The organism is Mycoplasma haliaeeti, from assembly GCF_048284645.1.
Taxonomy (GTDB): Bacteria; Bacillota_I; Bacilli_A; order Mycoplasmatales; family Metamycoplasmataceae; genus Mycoplasmopsis.
The window spans coordinates 27,087-39,292 of the sequence record NZ_JBLWAB010000005.1; the positions used below are offsets into that span (position 1 = coordinate 27,087).

At 28.9% G+C, this 12,206-nt stretch carries 10 protein-coding genes; 4 read left to right on the top strand and 6 right to left on the bottom strand.

Annotated elements, in window-relative coordinates:
• Positions 1-263: 263 nt before the first annotated feature.
• Genes ACNQ2T_RS01850 through ACNQ2T_RS01860 form a run of 3 tightly spaced genes read right to left on the bottom strand, consistent with a single transcriptional unit; the run spans position 264 to position 2,733 of the window.
• Positions 264-998 carry a hypothetical protein gene (locus ACNQ2T_RS01850; protein WP_418035847.1) on the bottom strand — a complete coding sequence of 245 codons (735 nt, stop codon included), beginning with the start codon at positions 996-998 and terminating at the stop codon, positions 264-266.
• Complete coding sequence (locus ACNQ2T_RS01855; protein ID WP_418035848.1) at positions 998-1,822, bottom strand: hypothetical protein; 825 nt, start codon at positions 1,820-1,822, stop codon at positions 998-1,000. The genes ACNQ2T_RS01850 and ACNQ2T_RS01855 overlap by 1 nt, the downstream gene beginning before the upstream one ends.
• Positions 1,823-1,830: 8 nt before the next feature.
• A complete protein-coding gene (locus ACNQ2T_RS01860; protein WP_418035849.1) occupies positions 1,831-2,733 on the bottom strand; it encodes a hypothetical protein in 903 nt (300 codons plus the stop codon).
• A 166-nt stretch (positions 2,734-2,899) separates the two neighbouring features.
• Here ACNQ2T_RS01860 and ACNQ2T_RS01865 point away from each other — a divergent pair, with 166 nt between their 5' ends.
• The gene (locus ACNQ2T_RS01865) at positions 2,900-3,910 is read left to right on the top strand and encodes a hypothetical protein (RefSeq protein ID WP_418035850.1); all 1,011 of its coding nucleotides are present in this window, start codon (positions 2,900-2,902) and stop codon (positions 3,908-3,910) included.
• 524 nt (positions 3,911-4,434) lie between these two features.
• Here ACNQ2T_RS01865 and ACNQ2T_RS01870 read toward each other — a convergent pair.
• Positions 4,435-6,816, bottom strand: coding sequence for a phosphoketolase family protein (locus tag ACNQ2T_RS01870; protein WP_418006406.1), 2,382 nt, complete (start codon positions 6,814-6,816; stop codon positions 4,435-4,437).
• 353 nt (positions 6,817-7,169) lie between these two features.
• On the opposite strand from ACNQ2T_RS01870, the gene ACNQ2T_RS01875 reads away from it, so the two are divergent.
• Both ACNQ2T_RS01875 and ACNQ2T_RS01880 read left to right on the top strand, forming a co-directional pair.
• Positions 7,170-7,997 (top strand): HAD hydrolase family protein, encoded by an 828-nt coding sequence (locus ACNQ2T_RS01875; RefSeq protein ID WP_418035851.1) that lies wholly within the window; start codon positions 7,170-7,172, stop codon positions 7,995-7,997.
• 133 nt (positions 7,998-8,130) lie between these two features.
• Positions 8,131-8,550, top strand: coding sequence for a Dps family protein (locus tag ACNQ2T_RS01880; RefSeq protein WP_416755434.1), 420 nt, complete (start codon positions 8,131-8,133; stop codon positions 8,548-8,550).
• A 318-nt stretch (positions 8,551-8,868) separates the two neighbouring features.
• Here the strand turns inward: ACNQ2T_RS01880 and ACNQ2T_RS01885 are convergent, their stop codons facing one another.
• Positions 8,869-9,543, bottom strand: coding sequence for a DUF402 domain-containing protein (locus ACNQ2T_RS01885; RefSeq protein ID WP_416755433.1), 675 nt, complete (start codon positions 9,541-9,543; stop codon positions 8,869-8,871).
• 38 nt (positions 9,544-9,581) lie between these two features.
• Positions 9,582-11,792 carry an MYPU_1760 family metalloprotease gene (locus tag ACNQ2T_RS01890; protein ID WP_418035852.1) on the bottom strand — a complete coding sequence of 737 codons (2,211 nt, stop codon included), beginning with the start codon at positions 11,790-11,792 and terminating at the stop codon, positions 9,582-9,584.
• A 193-nt stretch (positions 11,793-11,985) separates the two neighbouring features.
• Between ACNQ2T_RS01890 and ACNQ2T_RS01895 the strand changes: the two genes are divergently transcribed.
• A complete protein-coding gene (locus tag ACNQ2T_RS01895) occupies positions 11,986-12,201 on the top strand; it encodes an MAG6790 family protein (RefSeq protein WP_416741717.1) in 216 nt (71 codons plus the stop codon).
• The last annotated feature ends 5 nt before the right edge of the window (positions 12,202-12,206 follow it).

Here is a 12,206-nt window from a genome sequence, read left to right on the forward strand (position 1 = left end):
TTTTTTTGGTGCCTTTGTCAAAAATCACCCACAAAATGCTTGTTTTTACCCAAAAATTGATAAAAAATAGCCTAAGCCAGCAAGTTCTCAGAAAAAAACATGCAAAAAATTAAAGCTTTAATTTATGTTATATAGACAAAAAAAGGGGCCTTTCCTAGCAGTAGCATAGTAGTTCTTTATATTTAGCCAACAGCAATTAATGGATTTGTTATAAATAATTAAAAATAGTCCATGCTAAATGGACTATAAAATTATATTTTTTATTATTGGTAATAGTTCTCTTGAGAATCTGGCTTAGATGGTATAAGTGATTCTATTTGTCATTTTAACATATTAAATGGATATTTGCTTCCGCATAAGTTAAATAGCATTTTAAGATAAAAGTTCTTAAAGTCTTCACAATTCATTCCATTTCATTTTATTGGGAAGTAAATACTTATTTTGGTTGAATAGATTGTTCACAATAGACCTAAGACAAATGTTGATAAATAAAGGTAAAATATTGTTATATTGACACTAGCAACATAGCTCATTAGTCCAAGTATTAGAATTGGTATTATAACTGTAAAAATAGGCATTATAGCAATTATAAACTTCACTAAATCACACTTTGCTTTAGATGATTTTACTCATCTTACATTATTAGCTTCATCAGCATTTAAGATATAAAAGTATCTATAAATAAATGAAATCATTTTACTTTTGTCTTCAGGAAATCTATTTTTTAGATTTCTGGTACTCTTCTTGAATCGAATCACGAAGTTAAATGAACTATATGTAAAATAGTAAATTACCGTAATTGATAGTGGGATAAATCAAATGGCTAGTAAACTAACTAATGCAATGTTAAATGCGTTTTGATTTGTGCCAGTTTTAAATACAAGTCATGAAGTATATCCAAAACATACACCTCAAATAGCAGCAACTAAGATAATGATTAGTAAAAAGAATGTTCACCAAAGCGTTAATATATTTTTCTTTTGTTCTTTTGAATTCATTAGTACCCACCTCAATATGAATTGGTAATTTCATTGTTTAAACTTGATAATTTCAAAATTTCTTCACGTTCTAAGTTCTCTTCTCTATTAAAAACATGTATTATATTGTCAATATTTTCTAAGAGATTTTTATCAAAAAAACCATTATTTGTATATTTATCTTTAATAAATGTTTTTAAATTGTTAAAACCACTAAGAATATCCTTAATAGCATCAAGTATCTTAGATTTTTTATTAATATCTGTTGATGAGTCAAATTCTCTTTTATAAATGTTATATTTAGATATTGATAATGATATTTTAATATTAATATCACTAAATTTATCAATATTTCTTATTAATGGTAAATACACTTCTTTATAAAGTTGCTCAACCTTATTATTTTTATACAGATCCATTATAAATAAATATCATCCAAGTCATGAAGACAATGCCGATGATGCCATTGATTCAGGAGCAATAATTATTGGTGAAAGTGTGATTTCATTTATGGCAATATCTTCAGCAACATCTTTTGAACTGCTGTTATAATTTACGAGAACATTATCACTAGTACTTTTGAGTTTTGCCTCATAAATTTTTAGTACATTATTCATCGCATTTAAGAATTCTCTCAAGCTTAACTTTTCATCCTTAGATAATGATCTATTTGTAAGCTTAACGAAACCGGGAAATTGATTCAAAAATTTATTTTTATTACTTTTTGACACCCCAAAAAATGATTCAAATGCATCATCTTCCATCTTAATAATATAATTCATAATAGTATTATATAAATTATTAGTTTCAAGAGTTTTTTCTGATTCAGTATTATACACAACCATTTATGCTCCTAGTAACTTGAATATTTCGTATTAATAAGATGACCTATTAAAGCATATAATCATTTTGATTCATTATCTATACGTTTTTTAAATTCATTAATCAATGATATTTCATCATCAAAATATTTAGTATTGTTGCCAATCTCATTTTTTAAAAAATTAAGTTCTTTCATTATGCCATCTAATGATTCTTTCATTTTTCACAAGTGATCAAACATACATGTTGCAGCCCAAATTCTATCCCATACATCAGAATCAGGATCTATGTTATATTGTGCTCATGCATTATTGAATTCTGCAAGCCTTATTGACATTCTACTAATGCTATCACGAATTTCAATTGCCTTTTGAGCTTTTTTATCTCTTTCACTAGATAATGCATAAGATGATGCTGCGGTAGATATTGTACCTACTATTGGTACAATAATGTTTACTATTGGGATTCAAGACACGAATGCACTAGCTGTTGCAGTGCTAGCAGCACTAACTGATGCAGCGAGAGCAATTTTTTTGTTTAATTCCTCTTTTTCTTTTTCTAAATTTTTTCCCTCTTTTTCTCCTAGAACCTTTAAGAATTCATAAATAGCATGCAATTTATTATATGCATCAACATCATCTGATGAAAATGTTCTTTCATTTGCATTTATTCTGTTCCCATCGAGTAATTCTTCTATTGTCTTATATAATTTTGAATTCTTAAAGATGTCGACATTTAGTATTGAATCTAACGTATCATATATGTATAACCAATTACTAATTTGTAGATTATCCATTTTAGATAAAATAGTAACTGTTCTATCTATATAATTCTTTTCGTTAATGATCTCTGATAATTCTTTTAACTGCACAGAGCTCAATCTTTGAATTTCTTTTTTTTCTATTTGTTCATTTATTTCATAATTAACTATCATAATAATCTCCTTTTTTATTTTATTTCACTTTAATTATAACTTTAGGTAATTAAACATAATTAAAAATAATTTATTTTGTGAAAATTTCCATATTTTTTCGCAATTTGTGGAAATTTTCACAAAATAGATTTTGATTTAAATAATTGAACTAAGATATAATATAAATATGAAAATAGATATTATTTATTCAGAATTCTTTAATAAAAATTGAAATCCCAAATATATTATTCAAGGGAGTTTTTCATTATATTTACATAATATTATAGAACGTATGCCAAGAGATATTGATATTTTGCTTGACTTCGATGATGAAGCAACTTTATTCGATCGAAATGCATATTGAAATGAAATTAAAAAACAATTTACTATAATTGATAAAAACGTTGAAAATGAGTTTTTTAACTCCCTTACTTTAAATGACAACAAAGAAAATGTTGAATTAGAATGTATGATATTTAAGAAAATACCTGAAAAAATGATAGTAAAAATTGACTCAGGTCAAAAAACTATTTCTCCTTTATATATGATTGGATTTAAATTTTGCCAGTTGTGTACAAATGCTATTAAAACTAAAAACAACTATCTAATGTCAAAAATACAAAACTGTATTTCAGATATAGATATACTTTTGAATAGATATGATTATCTTTCTGTATCGGAAATAATAAATATTTTTAAAGAATGTATATTAATTAATCTTCCTTATGAACTTCTAGCATATACAAATTCACCGTATAATTTTATTTGCACTCTAGATATCATTAATTTATTTGATACTTTTAATATAAGTTTCGAAAATAATCGTCGTGCTTTTTATATCCTAACTAGAATTTCTGAATCAAGCCAATATACAGACTTTATAGCATCCTTAAATAATATTTATAACAAAAAAATGGAATTAATATTGATGATTGAATTATTCGCATATAAAAATAATTTAAATTATAAAGATGTGGATAACTTCGGACAGTATTTTAGAATAAAAGACAATTATATGACAATGGGATGTGCAATTTATTTATATAATACATTTATTAATAATAAATTTTCTACTACACTTAATTCATTTATTGATGATAACACATATACAATTAATAATTATCTTTACATAAATATACTTAACATATTAGTTTCATTTTTTGGCAATGGCTTAAATTTTAGCTATACACCCTGCTAAAAATAAATAATATTTCATTGAACAACAAAAATTATAAAATAAGTACAAAATGATTATTTCATAAGCTACAATATCATCCATTTTAATTATGCATTAAAACAACCTATCAAGAGTGCTTGTTAGAAAAAGGCACAGTCTCCATTATCAGAAATAGCATATTGATATATGCTTTTTTTATTCATCTTTATAAAAAATAGTTGTCAATTATTGAGTTAAAGTTAATTTTTGATGTGTGTGCATTACCTCCATAATAAATGACATTTGTTTTATTAGTCTGAGCCATTTATATGTTTTCGAGATTGCAGAAATATTGAATCATTGTTGCAACAAGATAAAAACTATTTTCCTTTATTATATCTTTAATGCTTAATAAGAGTTTTATTTTTATTGTTTTGCAAGAAACTTTTATAAGTTTCATAGACAAATTCCAAATTTCAACACTTCTTAATATTTTTACCAGTAAAAGAAATAAAAAATACCAGAGTATAAACTCTGATATTTAACGATTAGTTGTCTAAAGACAATTATTTGTTAAGACCTTCTCATTTTCAGTATCTAACTTCATCAATGTCAATTCCAACTTCTTTGATGTATCTGTTGTGGTATGCAATTTTTTCGTCCATTAAAGCAACGAATTCTTTTGCTTTATCACCGTAAACTGCGTTAGCAGCTGTAATAGACATGTGGAATCTGTCCATTTCTGACATTAAACGAATGTCGAATGATGTTGTAATATCACCATTTTCTCTGTATCCGTGTACGAATAAGTTGTGGTTCTTACGTGAGAAGAAGATGTCACGAATTAATCCTTCAAATCCGTGGAATGCGAATAGAACTGGTTTGTCTTCTGTGAAGATTGCGTTGAATTCTGCATCACTTAATCCACGTGGGTCAATACTTGGGTGACGTAATCTTAATAAGTCAACAACGTTAACGAATCTGATTTTTAGTTCAGGGAAGTATTTGTTTAAGATTGAGATTGTAGCTAAAGCTTCTAAGTTTGGTTCTGTACCTGATGCAACTACTACTAAGTCTGGTTCTTCACCTTCTTTAGTTGTTGAAGCTCAGTCGATAACTTTAAGTCCTTTATCTACTAATTCTTGTGCTTCATCCATGTTGAAGAATTGATCTCTTGGTTGTTTTGAAGCAACGATAAGGTTAATAACGTCTCTTTCAGCAAATGCTTTATCTAAAACAGCAAGTAATGAGTTTGTGTCAGCTGGTAAGTATTCACGAATTAATTCTGGTTTCTTGTCAGCTAAGTGTCCTAAAATACCTGGATCTTGGTGTGTGTATCCGTTGTGGTCTTGTTGGAATGCTGTAGATGTAGCAATAACATTAAGAGATGGGTAGTCTTTTCTTCATGAAATTTTACGTGCTTTAGCGATTCATTTCATGTGTTGTGTTAACATTGAGTCAACAACTCTTAAGAATGATTCGTATGATGCAAAGAATCCGTGACGTCCTGTAAGAACGTATCCTTCTAAGAATCCTTCTGCTTGGTGTTCTGAAAGTTGTGAGTCAATAACTCTTCCAACTGGTCCAACAGCTTCATCTAATTCAGCATCAACTCTTTCAAGTCATTGTCTGTTTGTTAATTTAAGTACTGCATATAATCTATTTGATTTTGTTTCATCTGGTCCAAATACTCTAAAGTTATCTGGGTTTCTCTTGATTACTTCAGCAAATCAGTTACCTGCATTAACCATATCTTGGTCTTTTATTTCACCTGGTTTGTTAATTTCTAATCCGAATTCTCTTCAGTTAGGTAAGTTAAGAGCTCTAGGGTTTACACCACCATTTGTAATTGGTTGCATAGCCATTCTCTTGTTACCTTTAGGAGCGATTTCAGCGTATTCAGCTTTGAATTTTCCATTTTCGTCAAATAGTTCTTCTGGACGATATGAAGCTAATCAAGCTTGTAATTCACCTAATAATTTAGGATTTTCTGATGTTACAGGAAGTGGAACTTGGTGAGATCTAAAGCTTCCTTCGAATGTTTCACCATTAATTTGATGTGGACATGTTCATCCTTTTGGTGTACGAACAACAAGTGCTGGTCAGATTGGTCTTGTAGCAACTTCTGCTGGTAATTTTCTAGCTTCTGTTTGGATTTCTAAAATTCTTTCCACAGCTTTGTCGAAAGCATCAGCCATAAGTTGGTGAATACCTTCTTGGTCGAATACGTTAGCTTCTACAAAGATAGCTTCTCATCCGTATCCTCTTAACATTGAAGCAAGTTCTTCATCTGTTTTACGAGACATAATTGTTGGGTTTGAAATTTTTCCACCGTTAATGTGAATGATAGGTAATACAGCACCATCATTTACTGGGTTAATGAATGATGTTGAGAATCATCCAGCAGCAAGTGGCCCTGTTTCAGCTTCACCATCACCAATAACAGCAGCAGCGATAATGTTAGGGTTATCTAAAATAGCTCCTGTTGCGTGTGAAAGTGAGTAACCTAATTCTCCCCCTTCGTGAATTGATCCAGGTGTTTCAGGAGCAGCGTGTGATGCTGTTCCACCAGGGAATGAGAATCTTTTACACATTTTCTTAATTCCAGCTTCATCTTGTGTGATTTCTGGGAATAATTCTGTGTAACTTCCATCTAAGTATGAGTTTGAAATCATAACTTGTCCACCGTGTCCTGGTCCTTCAATGTAGAACATGTCTACACCATATTTGTTAATTACCCGGTTTAAGTGTGCGTAAATTAAGTTTTGTCCTGGGATTGTTCCTCAGTGTCCGATTGGGTACATTTTAACGTCTTCAGCTTTTAAACCATCTTTCATAAGAGGGTTGTTTCTTAAGTAGATTTGAGCTACTGAAAGAAAGTTAGCTGCACGCCATCAAGCATGTACTTTATCTAAATATTGTTTTTCATCAAATAAAGTCTTTTTCATAAATATTCCTTTTAAATTTTTGATATTTAACACATTAAGTTTAATGTCCAAAAAATTCCAACTCAATATGTATCCATATTTTACATTTTTTCCTATTTTATCCTCATAAAAATATTTTGCTTTTTATTGCCCTTGTTTTTTCCTAAAAAATAGTTTTTTTCAGTCCCATTTTAAAGTTACTTAATTTCTATATATTACTTAAAAGTACTACACTAAAGCAATAAGAGCACAAATTAGCTAAATAAAAAAATATTTTATTTCAATTCAAAAGTCTAAAAATCTGTTATTTTATTTATATTGAAGTTTAAAAATATTCAAACTATAATAAATAAAATTTTAAATAAGGAGACAAAATGAAGAAGCCAGAAATTATTTTTATTGACTTAGATGGAACTACACTTGATACTCAAGAAATCAAATTTTGACAAAGAAGTGCTACACCATATACCAGACAAGTTTTAACTGAATTAAATAAAACAATCCCAGTTGTTGTTTCAACCGGAAGAGGGGTTTCACCTAAAACAAGTAATCTTGTTAAAGAAATTACAGGAGTAGATACTTATATTGCTTGAAATGGTGCTAAAACAGTTGAAAATGGTGTTATTGTAAATGAAGAAGTTATGTCAAAAGAAGTTGCTCAACAACTTTTTGATGAACTTTCTAAAAACTTCTGCTTTGTAGTTTATAACTCAAACGCAAGAGAACAAGCTTATGTAAAAAATAGAGTATTTAGATGATTTATGGGAGGCTTTGGTAAAAAGACTGCTCACTCATATAAAGAATACAACAATGATTTTCCAGTTTATAAAGCACTTGTATGATCTCTGTCAGGTAGAAAAATTAGAAAACTTGCTTTAAAATGACAAAAACAATTTGCCGGTAAATTAGAAGTTTCACTTTCAGGTTCTAAAAATAATATTTTAGAAATTACTAAAGCAAACTGTTCAAAAGGTGATGAAGAAGTTCGTTACTGTTTATCAAAAGGAATTAATCCAGCTAATGCAATGCACGTTGGAGATTCTATGAACGATGCTTCAACTAAAAACCGGATTGGTACTTTAGTTGCTATGCAAAACTCGGTTGATGAATTAAAAGAAATCGCTGATGTAGTTACAGAATTTAGATGTGATCAAAGTGGATTAGCTAAATTCCTAGAACAATTTTTACCAGAAGAAAAATAGAGTTAGGTTTCCTAACTTTTTTTGTAAAAAATTTATTTTTGAAATAAAAAAATAACAAAAATAAACTTTTTGAGTTTTATAACGCTTGACTATCTTTTCGAAAGTGTTACAATATATTCGAAAAGAGGTTAACATGAATAATAAACAAGAATTAATTACATTACAAGCTTCATTATTTATTTTGCAAGCTAAAATTAAAAACTTCCACTGGAATATTAAAGGAGCTGATTTCTTTGAAATCCATGAACAATTAGATAAATTGTATGATGATACTACTGAACAACTTGATGCAGTAGCAGAAAAACTTTTAATGTTAGGTTACAATGCACTTGGAAGCTACCAAGAAGCAGCTAAATACTCATTAATTAAAGAAATCGAAGCTAAAGATTTTGTTTCAAGTGAAATCTTTGCTCATGTAGTTGATGATTTAAACACACTTCTTGAATATATTGGAAAAATGGATAACATTTCATATAGAGTTCAACCATTACTTGATGAAATCGTTATTTACTTAGATACATGACACTGAAAATTTTTAAAATCAACTAAATAATAACTTAGCAGTCTATTTATAGACTGTTTTTTTATACCTGTATAAGAAAATGCACCTATTGCTAGGTGCATCAGGAATACGTCTAAATATTTTTGGAGAAACGTATTTGTCCGAATAAAAAACTAACTTTTACATCCCTTAGGATCGTATACCCACAATATTTACTTCATCATGGATATACATTAATATAGTACAACAAAAATATAAAAATGGTACTAAAAAATATATTAAATTTAACTTTTTTAGATTTTTGGCCTAATAAGTAAATTTCAATATTTTTACATCAAAAAGCCCCAAAATTAACAAAAAAGTCACTTTTTAGTGACGATTTTGGAAGTGTGCCTTATGATGTTTATATGTACGATTAACTTGTCTAAACATATCTCCTTCTTCAGAATAATGTTTTTTGCCAAGTCTTGTATATCTTTCTGCTGCTTTATCAGTAATTAATTTATCAGCACGTAAAATTTCAAGATAATAATTTATTATTTCGTAGTTAAAGAAGTATTTATATTCACTATAAAGTTGCATTATTACTTTTAATTCCTCAAATAACAGATTCTTAAGCAATTCAGGATACTGCATTTGTCTTGAGTGTAAATTAAACTCATCTCTATCTACAACTTGCAATTCTTTATCAGGATAACATTTTACATCTAGGTCATAATCTATAAATTTAATGGTATTATCTTCAAATATAGGCTTAGAAGCCATATTAATGTAATAATAAGGACCAGAATCCTTTAATAATACAATCGCATTATACATGGCATCTTTTGGAATAAATCAGATGGCGTTTTCATTATATCTTCATCCATTTACATCTTTTTCGTATTCAGCTACTTTGGTATTTTTAAGGAATAATACTATATGTCTCTTATTATGAAATACTACTTTGGCTGAATTTCATTGACGATATAAATAACCATTATGTTTATAACCTTGTACATTAATCATTGAGCCAACTTTTAGCTTACTAAAATCTCATTCCATTGTTATCCTCCTTTCTTAATAATAATTTAATTATAACATTAGCGAGGGCTTTCTCACTTGATTGTAGTTTGATTATTTTTATTTTCGACTACATAATAATAATTAGCATTTTCAGCACGATAGGTAGTTACTCAACGATTAGAAGGAAGAGTAATTTGATGATCCTTTACTAATTCATTGTCTTCTACCAGACCATTTTTATTTAAATCATCTCAAAAGTATATAGTTCCTAATTCTCCAGGTATAATGTAATCTTTTGTAATGTAACTAATATAACCTTCTGGATAAATCCGGTTAGCTAGTTGTTGTTGTCTTCAAGCTTCACTTGCTTGTGTTTCATTTTCTATTCTAGCTCCCATATCAAAGTTATTATGTCCAAAGAAATTAAAGGTATCAAGATAAATAATATCACTATGAGCCACTACTTGTCCATCTGGATTAACTATTGCAATACCGGTGTGACTTTTATCTTTTAAGTATCCACTAAATTTTATTTTAGTAATGTTATTTTCATCTTTTTGCACTTGGGCATAGTTCTTTCCAACTCATTTTCATCCTGAATTATCATAATAAATTTGAGCTATTTCGCTACCATATCCCATAGTGTGTAAAAACATTTTATAAAAATCATGTGATTTATTATCTTTAATTTTATTTGCTTGATTAGAACTAATTCGATCAAGGGTTTTGTATGAATCAAGTGCAAAAGGTGAAGTTGGAATCATAATAGAACTTGATCCCTTAACTATTTTGGTTACTCAAGTCTTATTATATGGATCATAATAGGTTACTGGATTACTTGGATCAATATAACCTGAATTATCATTTATGTATCAGCCACTTCTTGATAGAGTGTCAAAATTATTCATAAAGACTTTACCATAGTCTTCTGCTATTGAACTCGGTCTAATTTCATATGAACTTGGTCTAGAATTATAGCTAAATTTCATGTTTCCAAAGAAACCTGAAGAAAATTCTTGATGGTTTTTTTCAGCTAGCATAGCAGGATTTGGTTCAGCAATATTATAGTAAGATTCAAAAGCATATTTAAGGTATTCTCTTGGCACTAATTCAGTTAATGAGTAATAGTATCTTAAATCACCATTATTCAGAGCAAATTTTTCATCAGGTGAGTATCAAAAGCCTGGTTTACTTTCTAGTTTTCTTTGTAATGCTAAGGGGTCTTTTGGAGATCCTTGTCAATTATATAGTCCATTAGAAACATCTCAAAGGTCTTTAGGTGAAAAGTTTGTATATAAGGCATCGGAAACATCTTGAGCTGCAGGTTCACCAAATCATCTTTCTCTTAATAATGCTAGAATTTCAGGTTTAATATATGATTTTGCGCTTACGTCATAGTTTAATAAGTATCTAAAATTATCAGCAAAATAGGCATTTCAATATTGCTCATTAGCTGATGAAAAGATCTTGTCTAGCAAGCCTGTCTTTTTACTTTGCCCAGGTTCATAATATTTGACAGTAACCATTTCTTTATCTTGAAGATTTGCCACTGGTCCAGCTACATTTCCAGTTGGAATAACTTTATCACCAGGCAGAGCTATTTCAGCATAGTTATTTGCTCAATGGTGCATATATTCATGGAATAAAGTTTGCATAATTGTTGCAACTCTATCATACAATGTTGCATTTGTTTCACACATGAATGCTCCATTAATATAAATATTCTTAGTACTTGGAATATAAAGTCCATTGGCAGTAGCCGGAATAATAGTGAAATCATTAATATTTATTGCTTCGAGATCATAAACTTCAGGGCCAAAGGTTACCTTACGCTTAAATTCATTAGCTAAGTAAGCTAAGCCACCAGGGCCAAGTAAATATCTATTATTAGCTGGATTTTGTTTATCAACACTATAAGCAAAATCTCTAAATTTGATCTTGGTATAAGGATCTATGTATTCTACATAAGTTCCTTCATCGTTAGTTTTTGCTTCTCAACTTATACTTCCAAGACTATTTACAAGTGCTAAAGCTTCTTCTTGTTGTTTTTGATCTAACTTATTAAAGATAGCAACTTCATTTGGCCCAATCTTTAATAACGTTGGATTTTCTTGCCAACTTGGGACATCATAATTAGGCTTAATATTAATAGTTTCTTTATTATCATTATCCTCATTTGAGCCTAAATATTGAATAGCAAAATAAGCACTAGTTGCAATCGCACCTAGTCCTAAAATCACTCCAGCTGAAAATACACTTCATCATATTATTTTTGTTTTCTTACTCATATTATTTATATTCTAATACATTTTAATTTTTATACTAGTTTTATATTATTAAGAAGTAATTCGTCTAAGTCTTATTTGTTCTTTTTGTTCCACATTATTCCACAAAAATGTGGAAATTTGTGGAAACTTATTCATTTTTGCTATATCATGAATTAATTAGGATTATAATAAAGATGAACAAACGGAGGTACTCATGTACAAATACAAAGCAAAATTATTAACAAATGATGAAATTATCGCCCAAGCAAATACAATTGAAGAATTAGAAGGGCTAATTAAAGGATTCCGCCGTGGTCAAAAACATGGATTACACACAATGGGTAATGAAAAAATTGAAATAATTCGTGTTGAAAGAAACCATCTTGAAGGTAAAGAAGGTTCAAAAGAAGTTTTACTTAAAGTAGTTTAAAATAT